The following is a 25,737-nucleotide window of genomic DNA, read 5'->3' on the forward strand; positions in this document are numbered from 1 at the left end:
AGCTTAGCAAATAAAACGTCTTAGCTACGCTGCTCAAAAATACTAATCACATCCGCCACACTTATCATCTTCATCAAATCAGCACCTTTAGCTCGCTTGCCCCATTTGATCTCACCTTCAACTTGTTGCTTGATAACCTGATGGTACACACTCACGGTATTGTCTCGGTAAAAATAAGGCCCTGTTCGCCCTGGGTTTGAGTGTGCATATAAGCCAATCACAGGTGTGCCTTGAGTAACTGCCATATGCAATGGACCAGTATCGGGCGCTAACACTAAGTTCGCCTGTTTTAACATTGCCAGTAATTGGGTTAACGTTGTTTTACCTACCCAATTTGCTAACTCATGATTAGCAAATTGTTGAATCGACTCTGCTAGCTGTTTTTCTAATGCGGTTGGTCCACCACAAAGTAGCACCTGATAACCTTTACTCACAGCGTGATCAGCAACCGCGGCATAGCGTTCAGGCAACCAGTTACGCTCCGCTTTACTGGCTGCGGCACAAATAATTAATGCCGGTTTATCGTTGGTTATAGCTTGCTTTGCAAACGCGGTATCGGTTTCAGGCACTGGAATATTCCAGCTTGGGTTGAGGTCTTTAACCCCAATAGCTTTAGCAAATCCCATAAAGCCATCTAATACATGCGGCTCTGCTTGCGGTTCAATGGCATGGTTGGTCACTAACCACTGACCTTCTTTGGCTCTGGTCTTATCAAAACCAATACGAACTTTAGCTGGGATCATCAACGAGGCGATGGAGGCTCTTAATGCCACCTGCATATGTAATAGCACATCAAATTTTTTACCGACCAAGGTTTTACGTAATGCTAGGTAGCTACGCCAGCCTTGTGATTTATCAAAAATAACAAACTCAATTCCCGGTAAGTGCTTCAGCAGTTGATACTCAACTTTACCAATAACCCATGTAATGGCTAAATTAGGATACTGGCGTTGTATTGCTTGCACCATGGCTACCGCATGACATACATCTCCAATTGCAGAGAGCCTCAATAGGCATAATGATTTCATTTGGGTGAGGTCTAACTTCATTGGTAACCACAATATAATCGGGCAAGTAATTTGCCAGTGAATGCATGTCTGTGATCTTAAGGTATAATGGCTTTTTGATCTAGTTAACTGAGCGAGTATTAATGCAGACAAAACCGATTAAAAATGGCGTTATAGCTTGGTGCGCAGAGCATGCTGCTAACATTGATGCAACCATGTTTAATGTTGATTACTGGCAAGCTAACCATGCCGTTATCGGTGAGTCAAAAGGACGCTATACCACGTGGTTTGTGCAAACGGATAAGCGGCATCATCAGCAACAATGGGTGTTGCGTCATTATTGGCGTGGTGGCTTAATGGCGAAGTTTAGCCGTGATGCTTACCTATATCGAGGCTTAACCACGACTCGAGCCTATGCAGAATTGGCGTTATTAGCGCAACTTCATCAAGAAGGCTTTGCGGTTCCTAATCCAATTGCGGCTAAAATTGAGCGATTTGGTATTTGGTATCGAGCAGATATTATTATTGAACGCGTTGCTAACGCTAAAGATTTAGTCGCACATTTAGCTAAACATCTGATGAATAATACTCAATGGCAGCAATTAGGCGCCACTATTGCGCAGTTTCATGTTCGTGGAGTGTATCATGCCGATCTTAATGCCAAAAACATCCTATTTGCCGACAATAAGTTCTATCTGATTGATTTTGATAGAGGTGTAATTAAACCTCCGCAAGCAAACTGGCAACAAGCTAACTTGCAACGCTTGCTGCGCTCATTTAAAAAAGAACAGGCTAAATTGCCTCAATTGCAATTTAGCGAAGTTGATTTCCAACAGCTATTAACCGGTTATCACACTATCAATCCAATCAATTTTACAGGTATCACGACAAATTAGCCGATATCAACGCAAATTGTTTGTCTAATGCACCGCGGTTTTGCTCAACCACAGCCCCGCGGCATTAACCGCTTGCTGATAGTCTTGTTGATTGTCAAATAGGTGTAATAAGTTTGCCGCAAGCTCATCAGCATTACTTACTATGGTTAAGCCTCCGGCCTGTTGTAACAAAGTAGTGATTTCAGCAAAATCTCTATGGTTAGGCCCCATCATAACCGATAATCCCATGGCGGCGGGCTCAAGAGGATTGTGACCGCCATGAACAATTAAACTGCCACCCACCAAAGCCTGATCAGCCGTACCATATAGCATTAATAGCTCGCCCATGGTATCGCCAAGTAGCACTTGAGTGGTATCGGTTACCTCATCGTTCATACTGCGACGAGCCAATTGCAGCCCGCTTTGGGTAATCGTAATGGCAGCAAGATTAAATTGCTCAGGATGACGCGGAGCCATAATCAATAACGCTTTAGGATAATGTTCAAGCAGCTGTTTATGTGCCTCAAGGATGATGTCAAACTCCCCCGGATGTACACTGCCTGCTACCCATACCGGCGTTAGCTGACGTTGCCATTGCTGGCGTAAATCAATGGCTTGCTGACGCTTGTCAGCATCAATGGTTAAATCAAACTTCAAACTTCCACACACCTGCACTTTGTCAGCATCGACACCTAACATAATAAATCGCTCGGCTTCGATTTGAGTTTGCACCGCAACCACGTCAAGCTTGCGCAACATTGGCTTAATTAACCAAGCTTTACTTTGATATTTTTGGGCTGATTTTGCCGATAATCGCGCATTAGCCAATACCAACTTAACCTGCTGTTGATGGCTAAAATGCACTAAATTTGGCCACAACTCGGTTTCCATAATAATGCACATTTTTGGCTGCAACTGACGCAAAAAGCGCTGGATCGCATAACTGAAATCCAGTGGCAAATAGCAATGCTGGACACTATCACCAAAGGCTTTTATCACTTCGGCAGATCCCGTCGGGCTAGTCGTGGTAATGGTGAAATGATAATCAGGATGAGCAGCCATTAACTTTTTAATCATCGGCACCGCGGCTAAGGTTTCGCCCATTGACACACAATGCACGACCACATCGCTTGCGCCCAGCTTTTTAAAACCCAAACGTTCAGCCCAACGACCACGGTAATCCGCACTTTTATAAGCCCGAAAGGCAAAATACAGCAGGACAAAAGGGGAAAGTACGTATAAGGTAAAGGAATACAATAATCGGGACATTTATTATCCACTTATGAGATTTTACTTGTCAGATAAACACAATGTTAACATAATCTAAATTCATAGGGATATGTGCTTTCGATTATCATGTCGCCACATAAATAGTCTGTTACTTATTAATGAATTGGAAATTGCATGAAAACCCGCGATAAAATTGTTTTTGCAAGTCTTGAGCTTTTCAATGAACACGGTGAGCGCTCAATAACCACCAACCACATTGCTGCTCATTTAGGGATCAGTCCGGGCAACCTCTATTACCACTTCCGCAATAAAGAAGACATTATCAACTCTATCTTCACCTTGTATGAAAGCCACCTTGAATCCGGCTTTAAGCCTTATGCTGATGTCCCTATCACGGTTGATTTATTGATTGGTTATTTTGATGCCATGTTCTACACCTTGTGGCAATTCCGTTTTATGTATGCCAATTTGGCCGATATTTTAAGCCGTGATGAAGCACTTAAGCGTCGTTATTTGCACGCCCAACAACAAGTGTTAAACCGCTCAAGTGAAGTCCTACGTAAATTGAAAAAAGATGGCTTTCTTGATGTTGCGGATGAGCGCGTAGTAGATTTAGCTGACACCATAAAAATGATGGTCAGCTTTTGGATTAGTTATCAGCTGACTCAAAGTAGTATCTCAACCATCACCAAAGCCACCTTATACGATGGTTTATTAAGGGTATTAATGATTTTTAAGGCCTATGCTACTCCGTCATCACTAGCGACATTTGAGCGTCTTGAGCAGCATTATCATGACATCGCCAACCAAGAGAGAGCTGCAGCTTAATCAGTTTCAGTTCATTCACAGCCCTTTAATCCCGCTACACTTACTAGCGGGTTAAAGGCAAATCAGTGCACTTCATCATTAGTTTTTCTTATCAAAAATCACATATTGCACTAATCTTGTTAATGTTGTCATGGCGGCCATAAAAAACGCTGTGGGGCAACAAAAATACAGGTTAGAATGCCTGCAACTCCAACTACCAACCCTAATGCAGTCAATGATTACATTCAGGTTTGGATTAGCATAATAACCAATATCTAGGAGAAAACAGGTGGCCTCATCCTCTTTCTACGACCGTATCAATCAACAAATTGCTGATGTAAAAGCCGATGGTTTATACAAAAGCGAGCGCGTTATTGCCTCTGCTCAACAAACTGCTATTGAAGTTAATCACCAAGAAGTAATTAACTTTTGTGCCAACAACTATCTTGGTTTAGCCAATCATCCTGAGCTAATTAAAGCTGCCCAACAAGGGTTAGCGAGCCATGGGTTTGGTATGGCGTCTGTTCGCTTTATCTGCGGCACACAAGATATTCATAAGCAGCTTGAGGCCAGCTTAAGTGAATTTTTAGGTATGGAAGATACCATTCTGTATTCCTCTTGTTTTGATGCAAACGCCGGCCTGTTTGAAACCTTATTAGATGCCGAAGATGCGATTGTTTCTGACGCCCTAAACCATGCTTCGATTATTGATGGTGTGCGTTTATGTAAAGCCAAGCGTTTCCGTTATGCCAACAACGACATGGCGGATTTAGAAGTGCAATTAATTGCCGCTAAAGAAGCGGGAGCGCGCAATATTATGATTGCTACTGATGGTGTGTTTTCAATGGATGGTGTTATCGCCAACCTCCAAGGTGTATGTGATTTAGCTGACAAGTATGGTGCAATTGTCATGGTTGATGACTCTCACGCAGTGGGCTTTATTGGCGAAAACGGTCGCGGTACTCACGAATACTGTCAAGTGATGGACAGAGTTGACATCATCACCGGCACCTTAGGCAAAGCATTGGGTGGCGCATCAGGTGGCTTTACTGCGGCGAAAAAAGAAGTCGTTGAATGGCTACGTCAACGCTCTCGCCCCTATTTATTTTCAAACTCTTTAGCTCCCTCAATTGTAAGTGCATCAATTCGGGTGCTTGAAATGCTTAAAACTGGCCATGCGTTACGTGAAGCCGTTTGGGAAAATAGCCGCTACTTCCGCGAGCATATGTCAGCAGCAGGCTTCACATTAGGCGGAGCTGATCATGCCATTATTCCGGTGATGATTGGTGATGCCAAATTAGCGAGCGATTTTGCAAATAAATTATTAGCAGAAAACATTTATGTAATTGGTTTTTCATTCCCAGTTGTGCCAAAAGGCCAAGCGCGTATTCGTACGCAAATGTCTGCCGCACATACTCGTGAACAGTTAGACCATGCTATTGGCGCCTTTACCCGCATTGGTAAAGAAATGGGCATAATTTGATAGGTCAATATCATGAAAGCATTAAGTAAATTAAAGCCTGAAGAAGGCATTTGGATGGTCGATGCGCCTAAACCAGAAATGGGCCATAACGATCTATTAATCAAAATTCGCAAAACGGCTATTTGTGGCACAGATGTGCACATCTACAACTGGGATGAATGGTCACAAAAAACCATTCCTGTCCCTATGATTGCAGGCCACGAATACGTGGGTGAAGTAGTCGATATGGGCCAAGAAGTCCGTGGTTTCAGTATTGGCGACCGCGTTTCAGGTGAAGGGCATATCACCTGTGGTTATTGTCGAAATTGCCGTGGTGGCCGCACACATTTATGTCGTAATACCTCTGGTGTGGGCGTCAACCGTGATGGTGCTTTTGCTGAATACCTTGTTTTGCCTGCATTTAATGCATTTAAAATACCTGCTGATATCTCTGACGATTTAGCCGCTATATTCGACCCATTTGGTAATGCAGTTCATACTGCACTGTCTTTTGATCTGGTGGGTGAAGACGTGTTAATTACTGGTGCAGGCCCTATTGGCATTATGGCTGCGGCAGTTTGCAAACATGTTGGTGCTCGCCACGTCGTGATCACAGACGTAAACGAGTACCGTCTTGATCTTGCCCTAAAAATGGGCGCAACGCGTGCGGTAAACGTTGCCAAAGAAAGCTTAAAAGACGTAATGAAAGATCTTGGTATGACAGAAGGCTTTGACGTAGGGCTAGAAATGTCTGGCGTACCGTCTGCATTCCACTCAATGCTTGATACCATGAACCACGGCGGCAAAATTGCCATGTTAGGCATTCCAGGTAGCGATATGGCTATCGACTGGAGCAAAGTAATATTCAAAGGGCTTATCATCAAAGGGATTTATGGCCGCGAGATGTTTGAAACCTGGTACAAGATGGCAAGCCTTATTCAGTCAGGCTTAGATCTATCGCCAATCATCACTCATCACTTTAGTATCGACGACTTCCAAAAAGGCTTCGACGCCATGCTTAGCGGGGCTTCTGGCAAAGTTATCCTAGACTGGAAAGCGTAAATTTTTCGTTTTAATCAGCAAAATTGAGCTTTCAATTTAAAGGGCTATATGCGCAATATGGCAAATATAGCCCTAGTTTGCCCCTCAAAAAACCCCAATATCAAATCTCAATCTACAGTGGCTAACTTTATTAAATCATCATTAAATTTATTAAGTTAACCGGTTTGGTCTCAAACATTTTTACCCGAGTGATAACACAATAACGCCAAGCAAATATGACCAAGCATCACCGCCTTATCCTCTTAATTCAATTGCACTTGTAAGGCAATGTCGACGCAAAAAATGTAATCATTATTGCCTCTGGGTATGCTGGCATTGCCCATATTTAACAACACATCCTGAAACCTTGTACTACACTTTTTAACTATCGGTTATCTAAGATAAAGATGAAAAATTGAGAATTATTAACAGCACAAATGATTTTCGATTTTATGGTTAAACGAGTGGGATGACTATGATGGCGCTATCAATCAGTAAAAAGTTAAATATCAGCTTAACTGCATTAATGCTGCTGAGTATTTTTATAGGCTTTATGGGTTTTCGTGGGATTAGTACCCTTGAAAATACCTTAGTATTTATCTCAACCACCGCTTGGGATGCTGCTGATGGTGCAATGGAGGGAACTATCGGTATTCAGGGGCAGATGCTAGGGTTCACTGAACAGATAAAACCAAAGTCTGAAAAAAATGAACAAGATATTAAAGATCTAATAGCAAGCTCCAAAGAGATGCAAGACGAAGCATTAGGCAGAATGAAAGCCTCTGGATTAATTCTTCAAGACAAAATTCGAATATTAGATGGTTTTATTGCTGATTTTGAAAAATCTAAACAACAACTACAGCAGGGCATCATCGAGCAATCTCCTAATATAGATAAATATCATTACACCCTCATTCAATCTGGCAATGTATTGCTTAATTATTTAGAAGAATTAGAAGCCGCTGCGGATGCCAGAGTTGAAGAAACCGCCAGTGGTGTAAATGACATGATTGCTGCAATAAGATTTCAATTAGTGTTTGCTGTTATTTTCAGTGTTGTTTTAGGGTTTGCCATCATTTGGTTAGCATTTAAATTAGTTATTACACCATTGCGCCATGTGACTGATGAACTCAAAAATATATCTGAAGGTGAAGGTGACTTGTCGGTACGTTTAGATGATAAAGGCAGTGATGAAATTGCTGAACTCAGTCGCTATTTTAATAAGTTTGTCGAAAGTATTCATGGCATTATTAAACGTGTTGTAGATTCAGCAGAGCAAATTGCCAACAGCTCTTTAAATGCTGCGAATAAAGCAAATACATCTTTATCTGTGGTACATAAGCAACAAGATGAAACCTCGCATATCGCAACGTCTGCGGCACAGTTATCTTCAACTGTTGATGAAATTGCTCGAAATTCTGCAGAAGCCGCTCACTCAGCAAAAGATGCTGCTGAAGGCGCCCTTCGCTGTCAGCAAAGTGTGACGGTTACAATGGCGTTGATTGACCAATTAAATAATGAAATTGCTAAATCTTCTTCTGTGATAGTGGGTTTAAAAGATGACACAAATTCTATTGGCTCAGTATTGGGCGTGATAGGTGGCATTGCTGAACAAACTAACTTATTAGCATTAAATGCAGCAATTGAAGCAGCAAGAGCTGGCGAACAGGGAAGAGGATTTGCTGTGGTTGCAGATGAAGTGAGAAGTTTAGCCAATCGAACGCAAGAATCAACTCAAGATATTCAGCAAATGATTGAGAAATTACAGTCTGGTGCAGAAGCTGCTGTAGATGCAATGAGTAGCAGTCAAAGTATTGCAGATAAAACCGCAGAGCAATCTCATGATGTGAAAAACGTGCTTGATGAAGTCAATCGACTCATTGATCAAATTAGTTCTATGAGTATGCAAATATCGACTGCGACAGAAGAGCAGAGTTCAGTAACCAATGAAATGAGTCATAATATTGAGAATGTTAATCATGCCTCAATTGAGGTCAGTGAGTCGATTCAAGTGGCTGCAACTGATGCGAAAAGACTCTGTGATGTCGGACTTGAATTAAAAGAGTTAGTTGGCCGATTTAAAGTCTAATCTTGCGATTAGTGTCAGCGAAGAACAAAAGAATGATTAACATCAAACTTAACTACGTTTCTAAAAAACCTCCACTTTTACAATATCTTAATTAAACTGTAGTGGTGCGGTTATTTTAACCACCTAACAACTAGATACAAATTATTGAGGGTACATTTCCTTATTTTTGTAGCCAATTTCACTACAACAACCAATATTGCTAAGTTAGGCTATAGTGATCCTTAATGAATTGTACCAACCACCGCGATCGACAGCTTATTACATCCTCTTCATATAAAAACATAGATAGAGTTTGCTATATAGGTACTGTGAAATCAAACACTTGGATATCTAGCATTAAGTTATGAGAATAATATATTTTTCTATCTTTATCATGTGGGTTGGCGCACTTTCGATTATTTATATTGAGGGTAAGAGTAATGTAGAAGACTCACTCATCAGCTCACTGAAAGATAATGAACGAGAAGTATCTCAACTATTAGAAATCGCAATTGCATACAACGAATCAACAAAAGAACAGTTAATTGCCAATTTGCTTTTAAACTTCGAAAACAAGGTTCATCCACTCACATCTCAGTTAAATGACTATCCAGAAATAGCATCCTATGGGCTCGAAGGAAATGAAACCATCGATGGCGAACCTTACAAAGCTAACCTAACTGGTATAGGCTCGCTGTCAGAAGTCACAATTGAAACCTTGCATGAAATCAATGCCGCATTAGCATTAAATTTGTCAACTGCAGTAGAGAACAAAAACACTCAATTTTTATGGGCCTATTATACCTCTAAAAATGGGTTTATGTTGCTTGCTCCTAGAGTAGGTATGTAAGCGTCTAGGCAAATACACCTAGCCATTTACCTTTGCTTGATATTCCACGGTAGTAAAGACTCAACGTCACTTGGGTTATCCGCCAAGCCTTGCAGGCAATTAGCGATATACTCATGTACGACTAGGTCGTTGGCCTTCGCTGTTTCGATGAGACTGTAAAGGATTGCGCTGGCACGTGCACCATGCGGTGTATTTGAAAATAGCCATGCCTTGCGACCTATCACAAAGGGTTTTATCGCCCGTTCGGCGCGGTTGTTGTCGATACTTAATCGGCCATCATCTAAGTAGCGCCTGAACTTTTCAAATTGATTCAGCGCATAAATGATGGCTTTACCTAATGCCATTTTCGGGGGGATTTTATCTTGATGCTGTAATAGCCATTGATGAAGTTCATCGATGATAATCTTGGATTTTTGCTGCCTTATGGCATATTTATCATCAGCAGATTTACCTTTAATCTGTTGCTCTATGCCATAAAGTTTACCGATAAGGTTTAATGCTACATCAGCTTTGCCTGTTTTTTTGTTATTCCCTTTAGCTTCGATAAATTTACGACGAATATGCGCCAAACAAGCTACCAAGGTCGCATCGGTTTGGGCGTAGGCTTGATAGCCATCCACTTGTAAATAACCGGAAAACCCTGCTAAAAAGTCAACGGCACATTGGCCTGCACGGCTGTTGTGATAATCATAGAGTACTATGTTAGTGTTGCCCTTGGGAGCATCATCACCACAGCAATATAACCACATGTAGCTAGTCGGTTTATCGGCTTTTAATACCTTAAGCGGGGTTTCATCCGCATGGATAATGTCTTGCGCTAGTAAACTGACTTTCAGGCGTTGATATAAAGGCTCAAGTAAATCGGCACAGCGTATCATCCAACTCGACATGGTCTTGCGATTGAGCATAACACCAATATCAGAAAATAGGGTTTCTTGGCGATATAAAGGCAAGCCAAACTGATATTTGCAGGTGATGATATGACTAAGCAAACTTGGCGTTGCCATGCTTTTTGGGATAGGCGTTGCAGGCATGGGCGCAGTTTTTATCGCGACCTTAACACCTTGCTGCTCACATTGACGACAAGCATATTTCGGTCGAATGGTTTTTATTACCTTGATGTGCGCGGGGACAAATTCCAGCGTCTCGCTACAACTTTGCCCCATTTGATGCAGCGCCCCTTGGCAACAATCACAGTATTTGTCGGCTTCATCAATATCAACAACGACCTCTTCACGAGGAAGTTCAACTGGCAATGGCTTTCGCTTGGGTTGCTCTAATGATTTATCAAGCGTCGGTAGCTCAGTAAGTAGCGCTTTATCTTGCGCATCAAGGGTATCGACTTGTTCTGTACCTAATTCAGCTTCTGCTTCATTAAAGACTTCCCCCGCGCCAGGCAGTTTCTCTGATTTTTTAGCAAATTCTCTGGCGAGCTTAGCGTTGTATTGGACTAGTAAGTCATGAATTTGTGCACTTTGCTCGGCAATCAGGGCATCTTTTTCGGCCAACGTTTGCTGCAACTCAAGCAGCATTTGCTTGAGTTGTGCTGGGTCGTCAGGTAATTCATGGGGCAAGGTTTTTATGCCCGCAGTGTATCAGAAATAGCAAGCCAAATAAGGGGTTAAGCATTAATCCATGTCAGGGGTAGTGTCAACGATCCTTCACTGCAAAACGATCGCCCTTATTTGTCTCATTTAAGCTAAAGATTGATAGTTAAGTGATTGATGCCCAATCACATCAAAGCCTGATAACAACCATGAAAGCTGCTGCTCGGTTAAGCTGTAGGCTTGGCGGTCAACTTTACTGGGCCATTTAAACCTTTGCTTCTCCAAGCGCTTATACCACAGGGCAAATCCCGTTTTATCCCAATACAGCAATTTGAGTTTATTTTTAGCCTTATTACAAAACACGAATAGTGCGCCAGTATAAGCATCATGGGCGAGTTCTTGTTCAACAATCGCCACAAGGCCATCAATGGATTTACGAAAATCAACGGCATCACGATGTAAATAAATGGCAGGTGGGTCGATAAACATCTTCATGGCGCAAGCTCTCGCAATAATTGCGCAAGAAAACTCGGCGAGACTGAGTGAGGCAAGTGCAATTTGGCATGAGCGAGTTCTAATGTGATAGCAACGTTTGGCGGCGCGAGTTCGAGTTGAGTCACTTGATGCTCAATGACTTTATGTTGTGAGATTTGGGCGCAGACGAAAGCGCCCTCAGTTGATGCCAAGCGCTTTTTGTGGGCATAAAAGCTCGATGTGGATAATTTATGTTTGCGGCAATAAGCACTGATATTTAAGCCGCTTTGCTGCTGCGCAAGAACGAGCTCTTGCCACTGCTGTTTATTACGAAAGGTTTTCATTATGTATCTCCCAATAAAACATGGGAACAAAATAAATCAACAGCATAGTAAGCGGTATGTGCCTTTGGGCAGACGCTTACGTAGGTATTAAGGACTTTTACTTTTCAGAATACATTTACTCCAAACCTTTTTGGAGTGTCGCAACGCCAGAAAACAATCCTACAAATGAAACTGTTATATCAGAATTATATTTGGATGCTGCAGGAAAAGGGTTAATGATTTCGATATCTACACCCGTTTATTTTAAAGATGAATTTAAAGGAGTTGTCTCTCTGGATGTAGGGTTAGATTACTTAAGCGATGTCTTGTATTCCTACAATTCCTCTTTAAATAATTATGCGAGTATCATTACTAAAAATGGTGTATTGGCTGCAAACAAAGAAAATATCGGAATTAATGAAGAGGCCATTAAGCTAGATAAAAACACTAAAACCTATAAATTAACTAAAAAAACTGATGGATACTACATGCTATCAAACTTAATCAACGGGAGGTTTTACTTAATCTATCAATTACCTAATGCAGACTTTACACGCCTAGTGATAAAAAGCATTTATGGCATTCAAATCATTCTTACTTTATTTATCGTAATTTTAGTGCTTTTACTGAATTTAACCAAAAACCTAATTAAAACCAAAAAAATGGCTGAATCTGATGGGTTAAGCCAAATGTATAATAGAATGACGCTTGAAAAAATTTCTAATGAAATTGTCGATCATGCTCAGAAAAATGATGAACCTGTTAGCATCATTATGGCTGATATTGATTTATTTAAAAATTTAAATGATCAATATGGTCACCATGTGGGTGACGCCGGAATTATTCATGTTGCCTCTATGATTAAACAAGCCATTAGAAAAGCTGACATTGTTGGTAGATATGGTGGTGAAGAGTTTGTGGTCACAATGCCCAATACAAATATAGAAACCGCAAAGTTAGCTGCAGACAGAATAAGACAAAACATAGAAAAATCAACATTTTATAATGACAAAAAAGTGACCATTAGTATTGGGGTGGCTGAAGGGCAAGATTTGAGCGCCCATAGCTTTCATGCACTTTGCCAAAAAGCGGATTTGGCACTTTATCAAGCTAAGAAAAATGGGCGAAACTGCACAGTTAAATACAGTCCTGATCTTGAAAACCTAACAAGTAAGCATTGAATTTGCCAATCTAGTTTGATCACCAATCGAGGGAAGCCGGATTAATCTTCCTTTAGATTAGCTAAACTGCATAAATAAGGGGTTGTATGATTACAACCCCTTATTCATAATTATGTTAATAACATCTTTACCATTCACTCCCTACATTGTCTTTGGTGCCCTATGTCTAGCTTTAAACATTTATCCGTTAATGAACTTATTCAAATGCAAACCGAATCAAACGATATACAAATTGTTGATATTCGTGATGCCGCCAGTTTCAACGCCAAGCATATTCAAGGCTCGGTAAATTTAAGTAACGAAAACCTAGCAGGTTTTATTGCTAGCGCAGATATGGACAAGCCATTAGTGGTGGTTTGTTATCATGGAGTGAGTAGCCAAGGTGCTGCAGGTTACCTTGCCGAACAAGGTTTTGATAACGTCTATAGCCTTAGTGGCGGATTTAGCGCATGGGGGCAGATACACCCATGATGACTTTAGGTCAACTTCCTAATGCTCGCGCTGCTCAAGCTTTTATCGATTATGCCAAGGGTTTAGGTATTCGCTGCCAAATTGAGCCGCTACCACAAGGGGTTGCGGTTATGTTAGTTGACCTAGATTTTGAAGCTCAGGCTCAAGCTGAGTTTAACCATTTTTTACAGCACCCTTATGATGCTAAATACTTACAGGCCTCATGGGATAATGGTGACACTCGGCCTAAGTTTGATTATGGTTCTGGCACATTAGGTTTAGTACAGCAATTTATAACAGGAGCTGGCCCACTCACCTTAGTGACCTTTTTTATCTGCGTGATTGTCTTTGCGGTAATGAATTTAGGCTTTGCCAATCCCGTTTTTGAATTGCTATCATTTTTTAATGCTACCGCAAGCGAAAACTACCAGCAGTTTTGGCGCGTATTTACCCCAAGTCTGATGCATTTTTCGGTGATGCATATCGCCTTTAATCTACTGTGGTGGTGGTATTTAGGCGGCAAGATTGAAAACCGCCTTGGCACAAGACCGTTATTATTTTTACTTTTGGCTGCAGGAACCTTACCTAACATAGTGCAATATTTTATGACTGGGCCAAACTTTGGCGGACTGTCAGGTGTCGTGTATGCCATTGCCGGTTACACTTGGTTAATGGGCATTCGCAAACCCAATTGCGGCATCGGCTTACCCCAATCATATATGGGCTTTATGATGGTTTGGCTGGTATTAGGCTTTACCGATATATTAGGAATGCCCATGGCTAATGGTGCCCATATCGGTGGATTATTGGTTGGCTTGGCTCAAGCTTTATTTGATAGCCGCAAAACCACCAAGTAATTTTTTGGTCATTTGCATTGCAAAAAAACCACAGAATTCGGTGGTTTTTTGTTAATTAGGTTTATCGATAACCGCACCCTAAGCTTGTTAACGCTAAACTACCATTGATATCAGCAAACGCCATCACTCAATAAGTTCTATTACCTTATTAACCAGCTTTTCGATACCAATGTGTACTTGTGCAATATTGGTCGCCAGCATATAAGCCGGTGTCGTAACCACTTTATTCACCTCATCAACCACAATGTCTTCTACACTTACCGCATGATGGCGACCACCCATTTCATTAAACGCATGACCGGTTTCGGAGTCGGTTCCAATCGTGCCGACAGGGTTAGTGTAAATACGCGGTAACATCATCGGCGCAATACACATATAACCAACCGGTTTTTTTGCTAACGCAAATTCTCTTACAAAGGTTTCTACAACCGGTGATAACTGACATTGAGTGCCATTGGTCGCAAAGTTTGACAGATTTTTAGCCGCTCCAAAGCCACCAGGCACAATTAAAGCATCAAATGCACTGACATCTAACTCTGTCACATTCTTCACCTCCCCCCGCGCAATACGAGCAGACTCAACCAACACATTACGCTTTTCTTCGCTAGCAACCTCGCCAGATAGATGATTCACCACGTGCAACTGCTCAATATCAGGCGCAAAACATTGATAGGCGACCCCTGCCTTAGCCAAAGCCAATAAGGTCAATACAGACTCATGAATTTCTGTTCCATCAAATACGCCACATCCACTTAATAACACTGCGATATTTTTCATTTTTTCAACCTTATGATTTGAATTAAAATAGCTGTTTTAACAAAAGAGCAACAAAACGCTTGATCTGATTAAAAATCATGCTAACTTAGTTCATCGAATTTATATGAAGCGTTTTAAAACTGCAAAGTTGTAGCGAAATTTATTAACTCTACACCTCTAATTGTTGATAAAAATCTCCATTTAATCCGTTAACATGCTTTGCAAATAACAAGTTGGCTAACTTAGTTTTATAAAAAAGTCCACAAAATGTGAATATTTTACAAAACTCAAATCTCGCTCACAAAAAATATAAATTTCTTTTTACAACAACAAGTTAGATTTTTTAGTCCAAGCCGTATTTAAAACTATCCTGTTATTCAAACTAAATGACTCACAGACTTATCCACAGGCTGTGATATTTTCGCATGTCAAAAACACTGCACTTTTTTCGAAATCGTACAAACCTTTAATAGCCTTGAGAGATTAAGGGTATACTGGCATCCTATAACCACCCCAACATAGCGAAAACGAACACTCATTATGCCTACAGTTGCCAATAATCCGCTCATCCTGGTCGATGGATCATCTTATCTTTACCGAGCATTTTATGCTCCTCCCCATTTAACCAATTCAAAAGGTGAAGCAACCGGTGCAGTTTATGGTGTCGTCAACATGTTGCGCAGCTTATTGAGCCGCTATCAGCCTAGTCATATCGCTGTTGTGTTTGATGCCAAAAGCAAAACATTTCGTAATGATATGTACAGCGAGTATAAAGCCCAGCGTCCCCCTATGCCTGATGATTTACGCAGTCAAATCGCGCCTTTGCATCGTATTATTAAAGCCTTAGGTTTACCGCTTATCAGTATCGAAGGCGTTGAGGCTGATGATGTGATTGGCACTATTGCTCGCCAAGCCAGTAAAGAGGGTCGCGCCACCTTAATCAGTACGGGTGATAAAGATATGGCCCAACTCGTTGATGAGCACGTCACACTTATCAATACCATGACAGATACCATTATGGGGCCTGATGAAGTTAAAGCTAAATTTGGTGTGGGGCCTGAACTGATCATCGACTTCTTAGCATTAATGGGTGATAAAGCCGATAACATTCCTGGTTTACCTGGTGTAGGGGAAAAAACAGCGTTGGCCATGCTAACAGGAGTGGGCAGTGTTGAAAAATTACTGGCCGATCCACAAGCCGTGGTTGACGTCGGCTTTAGGGGCGCTAAAACCATGCCCGCTAAAATTAAAGATAATGCCGAGATGCTCAAGCTATCTTACGAGCTAGCAACCATTAAAACCGATGTTGAACTTGAAGGAACTTGGCAAGATCTGCTTATTAAACCTCAAGATAGGGATGAACTAATTGCCTGTTATGGTGAAATGGAATTTAAACGCTGGTTGGCTGAAGTATTAGATAACAAAGCACCAAAATCAGCGGCACAAGTTCAATCAGATGAAGTAATAGAAGCTCCTGAAACGATTGAAGTACAATACGAGACAATTTTATCTGAAGCGCAATTAGATGACTGGATCAACACCCTATCTAATGCTGAGCTGATCGCAATTGACACCGAAACTACCAGCCTCAATTATATGGATGCTAAGTTAGTGGGTATTTCATTTGCTGTTGAGGCGGGAAAAGCCGCATATTTACCGTTAGCCCATGATTATCTTGATGCTCCGCAGCAGCTTGATATGACTAAAGCTTTAGAAAAGCTGCGTCCGATCCTTGAAGGTAACAAACCAGAAAAAGTGGGCCAAAATCTTAAATACGATATCAGTATTTTTGCTAACGTAGGCATAACGCTTCAAGGTGTTCGCTTTGATACTATGCTCGAGTCTTACGTGTTTAACTCAGTAGCTTCACGTCATGATATGGATGGTTTGGCCCTGAAATATTTAGGCCATAAAAACATCAGCTTTGAAGAGATTGCTGGCAAAGGTGCAAAACAACTTACCTTTAACCAAATCGAACTTGAAACCGCTGCGCCTTATGCCGCTGAAGACGCTGATATCACCCTGCGATTGCATCAACATTTATGGCCAAGGCTTGAAAAAGAAGCTGAGCTTGCAAGTGTATTTAATGAATTAGAATTACCGTTAATCCAAGTGTTATCGCATATCGAACGTCAAGGTGTGTACATTGATTCTATGCTGCTTAGTCAGCAAAGCGATGAATTAGCACAAAAGCTCGATTTACTCGAACAAAAAGCTTACGAGATTGCCGGTGAAAAATTTAACCTAGCTTCACCTAAGCAGCTACAAGTCTTGTTTTTTGAAAAGCTCGGTTACCCGATCATCAAAAAAACCCCTAAAGGCGCTCCATCAACGGCTGAAGAAGTATTAATTGAATTAGCACTTGATTACCCGCTGCCAAAAATTATTCTTGAACATCGTAGTCTAGCTAAACTAAAAAGTACTTATACCGATAAACTGCCCTTAATGGTTAACTCAACCACAGGTCGAGTTCACACTAGCTACCATCAAGCCAATGCGGCAACCGGACGCTTATCATCAAGCGATCCAAACTTACAAAACATCCCCATTCGAACTGAAGAAGGACGTCGTATTCGCCAAGCCTTTATCGCACCAGAAGGACGCAAAATTCTGGCAGCCGATTACTCGCAAATTGAACTGAGGATCATGGCGCATTTATCTCAGGATAAGGGATTGCTCACCGCCTTTGCTGAAGGTAAAGACATCCATAAAGCTACCGCAGCTGAAGTATTTGGTGTCCATTTTGAAGAAGTCACCACAGAACAACGCCGCCGAGCAAAAGCCGTTAACTTTGGCCTTATTTATGGTATGTCGGCTTTTGGCTTGGCAAAACAACTCGATATACCACGCAACGAAGCGCAAACCTATATTGATACCTATTTCGCTCGCTATCCTGGCGTACTGAAATACATGGAAGACACTCGCGCAGATGCCGCTGAGCAAGGCTATGTATCAACATTATTTGGCCGCCGACTATATTTACCTGAAATAAAAGACCGTAACGCAATGCGTCGACAAGCTGCTGAGCGCGCCGCAATTAACGCACCGATGCAAGGCACGGCTGCTGATATTATCAAAAAAGCTATGATATCCGTGGCACAATGGATAAAGCAGGACACTCAAGGCGAAATCACCATGATCATGCAAGTTCACGATGAGCTTGTTTTTGAAGTCGATGCAGACAAAGCCGAACAGTTAAAAGTAAAAGTGTGTCAATTAATGGCAGATGCCGCAAAACTAGATGTGACACTATTGGCTGAAGCTGGCATTGGTGATAACTGGGATCAAGCTCATTAACACCTAACATGGCTTACCATTACAAAATCCCGCTGTAAAATAGCGGGATTTTTGTACTTTGTTAGTAATGTATTGTTTTAATTGAATTTAATAATCCACAAAATTCAAGAGAAACATTTAACCGTATGAACCATGTGCTCAATCTCACATAATTGTCGTTTTATATGAAAAACAGTTTTTCATTTTGAGGCTAATGAGGTAATATTCTTGGCGTAGGGTACAGAGGTTAAGATGTTCAATCTTTCAAACCTTTATTTCACTAGTAATAGTGACCAGCCAAATTCGGCGCCCCAGCAATATTTAATTGCTGGGGCTTTTTTTTGGTTTTTTTTCTGTGGTTCGCTACCCAATCCTACGACAAATAATAAATTTAAGATGAATCACATATTTTTAGAGTAATTACTTTAAATTTTAAATTTATACAGGTAATATAGCCATATTGAGGGTCATTAAATTGAGTTGATGGCACTTGAGTCTTGTTGAATTTAGCTTTTCCCCAAAGAAGCTAAAAATTTTGTACCGATAGCCTAATGGTTATCGGTTTTTTTTTGCCTTTTGACAAAGCTCAACAGAAAAAAATAGCGTAATCGACTATCGAAATACGCTATCCATTAGATGAGTTTGTTGACCAGTTAATAATTTTACTCTTTATCTTGCTCAGCCTGCTGCTCAAGTAACCATTGAGGATGACACCACTGATTCAATATACTCAATACTTTCGGTTTACCCGTGCCTTTTAATGAAGAGAAAGGCTCAACTTGGACCCAATCGCCAAAATCAGCTAATTTTTTACGCACTTCATTAACCGTTTTCATTTTAGCGCTTTGGGCTAATTTATCCGCTTTAGTTAATAAAGCGAGTACCGGAATTTCACTGTGCACAGCCCATTCAATCATTTGCTTGTCTAAATCTTTTAAAGGATGACGAATATCCATTAGCACCACAACGCCACTTAAACAGGCACGTTTCTGTAAATATTCGCCCAAAGCATTTTGCCATTTAATCTTCATTGCTAATGGCACTTGAGCAAAGCCATAACCAGGTAAATCCACCAAACGACGATCATCATCTAAGGCGAAAACGTTAATCAACTGAGTACGTCCCGGTGTTTTACTGGTTCTTGCTAAACCCTTTTGTTCAGTTAATGCATTCAAAGCACTCGACTTGCCCGCGTTTGAACGACCAGCAAAAGCGATCTCGATTCCTACGTCTCCGGGAAGATATTGATCTAAGTGCGCAATATCAGGCGCACTGATTAAAAACTTGGTTTGACGGAAATCAATTTGAGATTCAGACACGGTTTACTCCAGAAAATGGTTACGTCACATCATATTTTATTTCAAGTGCTGCCTTTTTCACGTTTTCGTGTAAAATATCAGCCAGATCACATTATACCCCCAAGCCGCGCTAAACAATGTGATAAAAAATACGCTTTAATGACACAAAACAGTGGCATTAGGTATAAATCGTCGCTTGGAAAACTATTTTACCACGCTTGCGGGTTATCCTAGTAAGCTCAGGACAATAAATTAACAAGAAGTTGGAACGCCATGAAAAAGTTAGCTCTTGCGCTGTCTGTTGTAGCCACTATGTCATCACCTGTTATGGCCGAAGGTAATGCTGAAGCCGGCAAAACTAAATCACTTGTTTGTTCTGCCTGTCACGGTGTTGACGGCAATAGCATGATTGATATGTACCCTAAATTAGCAGGACAACATCCTTCATATCTAGAAAAACAATTAAAAGAGTTTCGCTCTGCAATGCAAACCGGTGGCAAAGAAGGCCGTATGGACCCAATCATGGGCGGCATGGCTGTTGCACTAACCGACCAAGACATAGCTGATCTTGCTGCATTTTACAGCACTCAAACATTAGTTGTTGCCGATGTTGCCGATGTTCCTGCTGAAGGTGAAGCCTTGTACAAAGGTGGAGATATGGCTCGCGGCATTACCGCTTGCATCGCTTGTCATGGACCTGATGCCAAAGGTATGGAAGCAGCCGGTTTCCCCGCTGTTGGCGGTCAACATGCGAATTACATCAAAATTCAGTTAAATAAATTCCGTGATACAAATCGTCACAATGACCTAAATGGCATGATGCAAGACGTTTCTAAGAAGTTATCTGACGCTGATATCGAAGCATTATCTAAATATATTTCAAGCATTAAGTAAATTGCCACCATGCTTGAGTATTGTAAAAAGAATGGGCCACTGCGCCCATTCTTTTTACAACAAAGCTTACGTTTACGTAAACTTCACAACATCAAGGGTTGACACTCTCTAGTCTTTTAGGGTTAAATACACCCCGTACCGAGATGAACCCAACTGTTTATCGCTAAAAATAATAACTTTCAAACAGATTTCGGACATTTACATTTAAGATATAAGAATAAAGTTAACTCATAATAATAATATGATTAAGGCCGCTCACTAATAATAACAAGAGTCGCGATTTCAAGTTGAAATCCAGGTCAGCAGAATTTGTAAGGAACAGGCCAAATGGTCGCTATGCTACTTAGCACTGCCTTACGTAACAGAGGTAACAGCCAACAGGAAAAAGTTTGAATGATTCAAACTTTGGCATAGGAAGCTAACGCTTAGGATGCACATGCTGGAAGCTTGATATCACTGGAAGGTACTTCTACACGGATGGTACATTGTCGTCACTGAAGACGAGTTAGGATAATGATGAGTCACAGAAGACCATCTACGGAAGCTGTAGTCAGGATGACTGCTAGACCATAAAGTGTCATTTATGACCAATAACAACTAAAAGTGCATGGAAAGCTGTAAAAAGAAGAAGGATCCGACCGGGATAGTCGCATAGCAAGTATGGAAACTTGGAATCAGAATAAAGTGCATTTTGCACTCTTTTCTAAGGTGGCAGTTTACTGCCACCTTTTTTCTTGCCTTTTTTTCACTATTCTCAAGCTAATTCATTCACTATATACTGGTAAAACACTCATTTAGGTTCAAATTTATTTGATGATATCCTGTCCACTATGCCGTAAGCCGAGCACTTTTTTTCTGCAAGATAAAAAACGTGCTTTCTATGCATGTAAGTTGTGCGGCTTAGTCGCAGCGGATCCTAAATCACATGTTATGCCAAACGTTGAAAAACAACGTTATGGTCGCAGTCAAAAAGCGACTAAGCAGCGTCAGCTAACCCAATTTATTTTGCCTTTATTACATCAAATTAATCAACAGCAGCCCGGAAGTCTATTGGGGCTAAATTTTGGCCGAGTATTGGACGAAAAGTGCATAGAAACCATCAGCCATGCTGGTCATACTGTTTATCAATACGACCCTTTTTTTGCTGCGGATCACCACGTTTTACAAAATCGTTATGATTTCATCTGCAGTTATAAAGTGTTTGAGCATTTTCGCCATCCGTATAAAGAGTGGCAACTTATATCGAGCTTGGTTAAGCCTAACGGATGGCTAGCCATTAGTACGCCTTTATTAACGGATTTGACTCATTTTAGTAAGTGGCATTACAAGAACAATCCAACTCATGTTAGCTTTTATCAGCAACAAACTTTTGAATATTTAGCCGCTCATAGTGATTTTAAGCTATTATTTGCATCACAAACGCTGATTTTGATGCAAAAAGCATCAGGATCTGATATAAAGCGCAACCTTATTTAATGCATGTTGGTGCTTAATCGGCATGTGCAGATTTAACAAACACTGAGAACATCATGGCGCGCAGTAAAAAAACTCGCAAGGGCGGAGAAAACGGCCCTAAATTCGCACCAAGAGTCAAGAAAGCTGATCGCAAGACAGTTGAAGGCAAACGTGCCGAAAACGGTCGCAAACCTGGCAGCCGCCACAATGAAGCTTTACTCAAGCAGAATGCCTCTGGTAATGCAGGTAAATCGACAGACCCTAGACATGGTAGTAAAAAACCTGTTGCTTTAACGCCTGTTGCAACCAAAGAGCCACAAAGCACTAAGCCAAAACAGCCAAAAATGACCGATGAGCAAAAACTGCTAAAAATTGAAGAAGACCCTCGCCTAAACAGCTTATTAGATATGCTGGAAGAAGGCCGAGATTTATCTGCAAATGATCAAAAGTGGTTAGATTCTCAACTTGATGAAATTGAAAGATTAATGGATCGCCTAGGCTTAAACGAAGAAGCGCCTAAATCAACAAGTAACAAGAAAACACCTAAAACCGATTCTGATGATGATTTATTAGCGCGTTTTGAATCAGGTGAAGACTTACTAAAAGATTATTTTTCGAAAGATTAAACCTCACCCCAAACTGGCGCTTAATGCGCCAGTTTGTTATTTCTATCAGTAAAAAATAACGCTTAATCGACAAGGAACCCAAGTGACAACTGCTATTATCGTTATCGGCATACTTATCATAATTGGCCTTAGTGCATATGCCACCAAACTGTTACTACAAGTAAAACGACAAACAGAAAAAAAATTGCAGGCACAGGCAGAACGTGATGCCAAGGCAGATGAAAAACGCCAGCAAATACTCACCGACATTCGCTATATCGCCACAGCCATGCTAGAAGACCGCTGCGAGCTTTCTGAAGGCGTTGTGCGTATTGGTAAGCTGTTTGATATTTTATCGATGACAGAGCAAGTCACGCCGCTATTCCCTCAGCTATTCACTCATTATGATGTCATCAAAACACATCCCATCATGGAAGCACGCCAAGCTTTACCAAAACAGCAGCGCATGAAACTTGACTTTGCTCGTATGCGCTCTGAGGCCGATTTGGGAGAAGCCATATTGGAAGAAGCCAAACAAATTGCAGAATTTAAAGCGGCTAAAAATCATTAACAGCCATAACAATTCAATAAATTAAATCTGATGAAAGTGCAAAACTTGCTCGACAAAGACTGAGTTGCTACCTTATTAAAACAATAATAAATGACTGTTTAGTCTCTTAAGGATGCAAAATGTTTCAGCGATTCTGTAGTTGGCTGCTAGCAAAGTTAGGCTGGCAATTTAAAGGCCAAATTCATGCAGAGCAATCCTGCATTATTATTGTTGGGCCTCACACCAGTAATTGGGACTTCATTATTGGGGTGATTGCCCGCGGCGCCCTAAATATGCCAATTCACTTTCTAGGTAAACATCAGTTGTTTATTCCACCTTGGGGTTGGTTTTTTAAAGCAATGGGCGGCAGCCCTGTCGATAGGCGCAAAAGTAACAATCTTGTCGATGCCGCTGTGCGGTTATTTCAACAAAATCCCCACTATAAATTAGCCCTAGCACCTGAAGGCACTCGCAGTCCCGTCAAACGCTGGAAAAGTGGTTTTTATCATATCGCGCTCAAAGCCAAAGTGGATATTGTCCCCGTAGGACTCGACTTTAAGCATAAAACTATCGTTATTGCCCCGGCTCTAACACCTTCAGGCGAAATTGAATCAGATATGAACCAATTGATGGATTTTTTCCGCGGTATCACTGGTAAACACCCTAAAGTGATACCGCAGTATGTGTCACACACTAAGTGACCCCTTAGAGAGCTTAGCTATCAGGCTTGATATAACGAATATCATTACCTGTTGGGTTTTGAAACGCACGTAACCCAAACTCAGGCAACACGGCAAAGATATGATCAAAAATATCTGACTGAATTTCTTCGTAATACGCCCAGCGAACATCATTAGTAAATATATATAACTCTATCGGTAGGCCCTCTGTGGTTGGCGCAAGTTGGCGTACCATAAGGGTCATATCTTTATGAATTTTAGGGTGTTGGCGCAAAAACTCTTGCAGATAAATTCTAAAAGTACCGATGTTCGTTAATCGACGTCCGTTAACGGGCATATCAAGATTACTAATTAACTGATTAGCTTCTGTTATCTCAGAAAACTTTTTCGGTAAGTATTCTGTCAAATAGTTAACTTTGGCTAGCCGATTACGCTCATCTTCAGATAAAAACTTAATACTGTTTACGTCGATATTTACCGCACGCTTAATTCGACGCCCACCAGACTCAGACATACCGCGCCAATTTTTAAACGCATCAGATACCAAAGCATATGCTGGGATCATGGTGATCGTGTTATCCCAGTTACGCACTTTCACAGTGGTTAGGGTGACGTCCTCTACTGCACCATCGGCACCGTATTTGTCCATTTGGATCCAGTCCCCCTTACTAACCATTCGATTAGCGGCTAACTGTATTCCGGCAACAAAGCCCAAAATGGTGTCACGAAACACCAACATGACTAAACCTGTTGCAACACCTAACCCACTGAAAAATATAATCGGTGATTCATCGGTCAGCGCAGCAATCATTAAAATCACCCCTATAAAAAACAGGAATAATTTAATTAATTGAACAAAGCTTTTAACGGGTAAGCGGCGGTTGATATGGTTGATGTCGGCAATTTCATTAACCGCATTCAAGGCACCATAAACAGCACGAATAATCAGAAAAACCAAGACGGCACTGAAGCTGCGATCAATAAAACCACTTAGCAAAGTTTGCTCTGCAAAAATCAGCGGCAGCAAACTATCCAGTAGAATAACAGGCACCAGCATGGCCAAGCGCTCTAATACATGAAAGCGCATGAACACGTCATCCCAAGTCACTTTTGAGCGACTAATCACCGCATTCATTCCTCGGACCACAAAACGGCGAGTAATGTAATAACTAATAGCAGCCAGTATCAAACTACCGAATAACAAAATCCACGTGGCAGCGGGTTCATTTGATTGACTATCTAACCCCATACTGGACAACCAGAGTGCTATTTCCTGTCTTAGAGTTTCCACTTATTCACCTTCATTTACATTCGCCTAATAGAACCATTACAAGCTACCAGCAGCTCAATTACAAGTTACTATTTTATCGAAGATTTTAGCATCTATGTTTGACCACATATATGAAAGAATCAACAATAAAGGCTTAACCTTTTGGAGCTATGTATGAAATCAAATGTGATATCTTTGGCAACCTTATCCGGTCTTTCGATGTTATCAGCATCTGTGTTTGCAAATACCTTGAACGAAGAAGACTCAAAACCAGCATTTAAGCCCACTGTCGCTTTGCTTGTTGATTATATCGCTACTGATGAAGGCATGTGGGGCGTAACACTTGCGGCAAAACATTTTGATCCTGATTATGCAAGTTGGAGTTACTACATTGGTTATTCTTGGGGAGATAAATACCAACTTGATGTAGAAAAGCCTGCTGAAGCTAACATGGAAGAATACATGTGGCGATTTGGTTTAAGTTACAGCCTTACTCAAGATTTAAGTATTTATGGCGGCGCAACAGCCTACACTTATGAAACCAATTACACCAATAACATCTCACCTAGGGATGTGAACGGTAAGCCTAGATGGGAAAGTGACCGCGACCGCGAATGGGGCGGTGAAGTTGGCTTACATTACAACCTTTACAAAGGGTTTGTGTTAGGAGCAGGTTACGATACTCGCAATCAAGCAGCAGTTATCAGTATTGGTTTTAGCATGTAATCTACAACCGTTATTGTAATGTCTATATGGCCAATATTAAAAAAGGACCTCGCGG

The 25,737-nt window shown here is 41.1% G+C and carries 23 protein-coding genes and 1 pseudogene; 16 read left to right on the forward strand and 8 right to left on the reverse strand.

Going from position 1 to position 25,737, the window contains the following annotated elements; all coding sequences use genetic code 11:
- Positions 1 to 20 precede the first annotated feature (20 nt).
- On the reverse strand, positions 21 to 1,049 hold the full coding sequence (locus HBH39_RS16985) for a glycosyltransferase family 9 protein (protein ID WP_244325701.1): 1,029 nt from the start codon (positions 1,047 to 1,049) through the stop codon (positions 21 to 23).
- Between the two features lie 101 nt (positions 1,050 to 1,150).
- On the opposite strand from HBH39_RS16985, the gene HBH39_RS16990 reads away from it, so the two are divergent.
- On the forward strand, positions 1,151 to 1,903 hold the full coding sequence (locus HBH39_RS16990) for a 3-deoxy-D-manno-octulosonic acid kinase (protein WP_167679815.1): 753 nt from the start codon (positions 1,151 to 1,153) through the stop codon (positions 1,901 to 1,903).
- Here the strand turns inward: HBH39_RS16990 and waaA are convergent.
- A pseudogene (waaA, locus tag HBH39_RS16995) lies at positions 1,890 to 3,151 on the reverse strand (lipid IV(A) 3-deoxy-D-manno-octulosonic acid transferase). The gene HBH39_RS16990 and the pseudogene waaA overlap by 14 nt on opposite strands.
- A gap of 135 nt (positions 3,152 to 3,286) precedes the next feature.
- Between waaA and HBH39_RS17000 the strand changes: the two are divergent.
- From HBH39_RS17000 to HBH39_RS17020, 5 genes are all read left to right on the forward strand, one after another.
- Complete coding sequence (locus tag HBH39_RS17000) at positions 3,287 to 3,940, forward strand: TetR/AcrR family transcriptional regulator (RefSeq protein ID WP_167679816.1); 654 nt, start codon at positions 3,287 to 3,289, stop codon at positions 3,938 to 3,940.
- 268 nt (positions 3,941 to 4,208) lie between these two features.
- The gene (locus tag HBH39_RS17005; RefSeq protein ID WP_167679817.1) at positions 4,209 to 5,402 is read left to right on the forward strand and encodes a glycine C-acetyltransferase; all 1,194 of its coding nucleotides are present in this window, start codon (positions 4,209 to 4,211) and stop codon (positions 5,400 to 5,402) included.
- 12 nt (positions 5,403 to 5,414) lie between these two features.
- On the forward strand, positions 5,415 to 6,443 hold the full coding sequence (gene tdh, locus HBH39_RS17010) for an L-threonine 3-dehydrogenase (RefSeq protein WP_167679818.1): 1,029 nt from the start codon (positions 5,415 to 5,417) through the stop codon (positions 6,441 to 6,443).
- A gap of 454 nt (positions 6,444 to 6,897) precedes the next feature.
- Positions 6,898 to 8,511 (forward strand): methyl-accepting chemotaxis protein, encoded by a 1,614-nt coding sequence (locus HBH39_RS17015; protein WP_167679819.1) that lies wholly within the window; start codon positions 6,898 to 6,900, stop codon positions 8,509 to 8,511.
- 343 nt (positions 8,512 to 8,854) lie between these two features.
- Positions 8,855 to 9,340, forward strand: a complete 486-nt coding sequence (locus HBH39_RS17020) for a hypothetical protein (RefSeq protein ID WP_167679820.1) — start codon at positions 8,855 to 8,857, stop codon at positions 9,338 to 9,340.
- A 26-nt stretch (positions 9,341 to 9,366) separates the two neighbouring features.
- Here the strand turns inward: HBH39_RS17020 and tnpC are convergent, their stop codons facing one another.
- The 3 genes from tnpC to tnpA all read right to left on the reverse strand — a co-directional run bounded on the left by tnpC (position 9,367) and on the right by tnpA (position 11,705).
- Positions 9,367 to 10,923 carry an IS66 family transposase gene (gene tnpC, locus HBH39_RS17025; protein WP_432280167.1) on the reverse strand — a complete coding sequence of 519 codons (1,557 nt, stop codon included), beginning with the start codon at positions 10,921 to 10,923 and terminating at the stop codon, positions 9,367 to 9,369.
- A 111-nt stretch (positions 10,924 to 11,034) separates the two neighbouring features.
- Complete coding sequence (gene tnpB / locus HBH39_RS17030; protein ID WP_167677494.1) at positions 11,035 to 11,382, reverse strand: IS66 family insertion sequence element accessory protein TnpB; 348 nt, start codon at positions 11,380 to 11,382, stop codon at positions 11,035 to 11,037.
- A complete protein-coding gene (tnpA, locus tag HBH39_RS17035; protein ID WP_167675102.1) occupies positions 11,379 to 11,705 on the reverse strand; it encodes an IS66 family insertion sequence element accessory protein TnpA in 327 nt (108 codons plus the stop codon). Before tnpA ends, tnpB begins: the two co-directional genes overlap by 4 nt.
- Positions 11,706 to 11,761: 56 nt before the next feature.
- Here tnpA and HBH39_RS17040 point away from each other — a divergent pair, with 56 nt between their 5' ends.
- From HBH39_RS17040 to glpG, 3 genes are all read left to right on the forward strand, one after another.
- On the forward strand, positions 11,762 to 12,865 hold the full coding sequence (locus tag HBH39_RS17040) for a sensor domain-containing diguanylate cyclase (RefSeq protein ID WP_167679821.1): 1,104 nt from the start codon (positions 11,762 to 11,764) through the stop codon (positions 12,863 to 12,865).
- A 162-nt stretch (positions 12,866 to 13,027) separates the two neighbouring features.
- On the forward strand, positions 13,028 to 13,336 hold the full coding sequence (gene glpE / locus HBH39_RS17045; RefSeq protein ID WP_167679822.1) for a thiosulfate sulfurtransferase GlpE: 309 nt from the start codon (positions 13,028 to 13,030) through the stop codon (positions 13,334 to 13,336).
- Positions 13,333 to 14,172 (forward strand): rhomboid family intramembrane serine protease GlpG, encoded by an 840-nt coding sequence (glpG, locus tag HBH39_RS17050; RefSeq protein ID WP_167680140.1) that lies wholly within the window; start codon positions 13,333 to 13,335, stop codon positions 14,170 to 14,172. The genes glpE and glpG overlap by 4 nt, the downstream gene beginning before the upstream one ends.
- A 123-nt stretch (positions 14,173 to 14,295) precedes the next feature.
- Here the strand turns inward: glpG and elbB are convergent, their stop codons facing one another.
- On the reverse strand, positions 14,296 to 14,949 hold the full coding sequence (gene elbB / locus HBH39_RS17055; protein WP_167679823.1) for an isoprenoid biosynthesis glyoxalase ElbB: 654 nt from the start codon (positions 14,947 to 14,949) through the stop codon (positions 14,296 to 14,298).
- A gap of 519 nt (positions 14,950 to 15,468) precedes the next feature.
- On the opposite strand from elbB, the gene polA reads away from it, so the two are divergent.
- Complete coding sequence (gene polA / locus HBH39_RS17060; protein WP_167679824.1) at positions 15,469 to 18,225, forward strand: DNA polymerase I; 2,757 nt, start codon at positions 15,469 to 15,471, stop codon at positions 18,223 to 18,225.
- Positions 18,226 to 18,866: 641 nt separating this feature from the next.
- Here polA and yihA read toward each other — a convergent pair.
- Positions 18,867 to 19,523, reverse strand: coding sequence for a ribosome biogenesis GTP-binding protein YihA/YsxC (gene yihA / locus HBH39_RS17065; RefSeq protein ID WP_167679825.1), 657 nt, complete (start codon positions 19,521 to 19,523; stop codon positions 18,867 to 18,869).
- Between the two features lie 252 nt (positions 19,524 to 19,775).
- Here yihA and HBH39_RS17070 point away from each other — a divergent pair, with 252 nt between their 5' ends.
- The 5 genes from HBH39_RS17070 (at position 19,776) to HBH39_RS17090 (ending at position 23,707) form a co-directional block, all read left to right on the forward strand.
- Positions 19,776 to 20,396 (forward strand): c-type cytochrome, encoded by a 621-nt coding sequence (locus tag HBH39_RS17070; RefSeq protein ID WP_167679826.1) that lies wholly within the window; start codon positions 19,776 to 19,778, stop codon positions 20,394 to 20,396.
- A gap of 813 nt (positions 20,397 to 21,209) precedes the next feature.
- Complete coding sequence (locus HBH39_RS17075) at positions 21,210 to 21,872, forward strand: class I SAM-dependent methyltransferase (RefSeq protein ID WP_167680141.1); 663 nt, start codon at positions 21,210 to 21,212, stop codon at positions 21,870 to 21,872.
- A 53-nt stretch (positions 21,873 to 21,925) separates the two neighbouring features.
- Positions 21,926 to 22,477: a Der GTPase-activating protein YihI gene (gene yihI, locus HBH39_RS17080; protein WP_167679827.1), complete on the forward strand. Its 552-nt coding sequence runs from the start codon at positions 21,926 to 21,928 to the stop codon at positions 22,475 to 22,477.
- A gap of 82 nt (positions 22,478 to 22,559) precedes the next feature.
- Positions 22,560 to 23,027 carry a DUF2489 domain-containing protein gene (locus HBH39_RS17085; protein ID WP_167679828.1) on the forward strand — a complete coding sequence of 156 codons (468 nt, stop codon included), beginning with the start codon at positions 22,560 to 22,562 and terminating at the stop codon, positions 23,025 to 23,027.
- Positions 23,028 to 23,146: 119 nt separating this feature from the next.
- Entirely contained in the window at positions 23,147 to 23,707 is a 561-nt protein-coding gene (locus HBH39_RS17090; RefSeq protein WP_167679829.1) for a lysophospholipid acyltransferase family protein, read from the forward strand.
- A 13-nt stretch (positions 23,708 to 23,720) separates the two neighbouring features.
- Here HBH39_RS17090 and HBH39_RS17095 read toward each other — a convergent pair whose 3' ends face one another.
- A complete protein-coding gene (locus HBH39_RS17095) occupies positions 23,721 to 24,935 on the reverse strand; it encodes a mechanosensitive ion channel family protein (protein WP_167680142.1) in 1,215 nt (404 codons plus the stop codon).
- A gap of 195 nt (positions 24,936 to 25,130) precedes the next feature.
- Here HBH39_RS17095 and HBH39_RS17100 point away from each other — a divergent pair, with 195 nt between their 5' ends.
- Positions 25,131 to 25,682 carry an outer membrane beta-barrel protein gene (locus tag HBH39_RS17100; protein WP_244325702.1) on the forward strand — a complete coding sequence of 184 codons (552 nt, stop codon included), beginning with the start codon at positions 25,131 to 25,133 and terminating at the stop codon, positions 25,680 to 25,682.
- The last annotated feature ends 55 nt before the right edge of the window (positions 25,683 to 25,737 follow it).

The sequence above is a fragment of the Shewanella aestuarii genome (genome assembly GCF_011765625.1).
Taxonomy (GTDB): Bacteria; Pseudomonadota; Gammaproteobacteria; order Enterobacterales; family Shewanellaceae; genus Shewanella; species Shewanella aestuarii_A.

Coding starts and splice junctions, on each gene's coding strand:
- HBH39_RS16985 (WP_244325701.1), bottom strand. CDS start 1,049: ATGAAGTTAGACCTCACCCAAATGAAATCATTATGCCTATTGAGGCTC.
- HBH39_RS16990 (WP_167679815.1), top strand. CDS start 1,151: ATGCAGACAAAACCGATTAAAAATGGCGTTATAGCTTGGTGCGCAGAG.
- HBH39_RS17000 (WP_167679816.1), top strand. CDS start 3,287: ATGAAAACCCGCGATAAAATTGTTTTTGCAAGTCTTGAGCTTTTCAAT.
- tdh (WP_167679818.1), top strand. CDS start 5,415: ATGAAAGCATTAAGTAAATTAAAGCCTGAAGAAGGCATTTGGATGGTC.
- HBH39_RS17015 (WP_167679819.1), top strand. CDS start 6,898: ATGATGGCGCTATCAATCAGTAAAAAGTTAAATATCAGCTTAACTGCA.
- HBH39_RS17020 (WP_167679820.1), top strand. CDS start 8,855: ATGAGAATAATATATTTTTCTATCTTTATCATGTGGGTTGGCGCACTT.
- tnpB (WP_167677494.1), bottom strand. CDS start 11,382: ATGAAGATGTTTATCGACCCACCTGCCATTTATTTACATCGTGATGCC.
- tnpA (WP_167675102.1), bottom strand. CDS start 11,705: ATGAAAACCTTTCGTAATAAACAGCAGTGGCAAGAGCTCGTTCTTGCG.
- HBH39_RS17040 (WP_167679821.1), top strand. CDS start 11,762: ATGTGCCTTTGGGCAGACGCTTACGTAGGTATTAAGGACTTTTACTTT.
- glpE (WP_167679822.1), top strand. CDS start 13,028: ATGTCTAGCTTTAAACATTTATCCGTTAATGAACTTATTCAAATGCAA.
- glpG (WP_167680140.1), top strand. CDS start 13,333: ATGATGACTTTAGGTCAACTTCCTAATGCTCGCGCTGCTCAAGCTTTT.
- elbB (WP_167679823.1), bottom strand. CDS start 14,949: ATGAAAAATATCGCAGTGTTATTAAGTGGATGTGGCGTATTTGATGGA.
- polA (WP_167679824.1), top strand. CDS start 15,469: ATGCCTACAGTTGCCAATAATCCGCTCATCCTGGTCGATGGATCATCT.
- HBH39_RS17070 (WP_167679826.1), top strand. CDS start 19,776: ATGAAAAAGTTAGCTCTTGCGCTGTCTGTTGTAGCCACTATGTCATCA.
- HBH39_RS17075 (WP_167680141.1), top strand. CDS start 21,210: ATGATATCCTGTCCACTATGCCGTAAGCCGAGCACTTTTTTTCTGCAA.
- yihI (WP_167679827.1), top strand. CDS start 21,926: ATGGCGCGCAGTAAAAAAACTCGCAAGGGCGGAGAAAACGGCCCTAAA.
- HBH39_RS17090 (WP_167679829.1), top strand. CDS start 23,147: ATGTTTCAGCGATTCTGTAGTTGGCTGCTAGCAAAGTTAGGCTGGCAA.
- HBH39_RS17095 (WP_167680142.1), bottom strand. CDS start 24,935: ATGGGGTTAGATAGTCAATCAAATGAACCCGCTGCCACGTGGATTTTG.
- HBH39_RS17100 (WP_244325702.1), top strand. CDS start 25,131: ATGAAATCAAATGTGATATCTTTGGCAACCTTATCCGGTCTTTCGATG.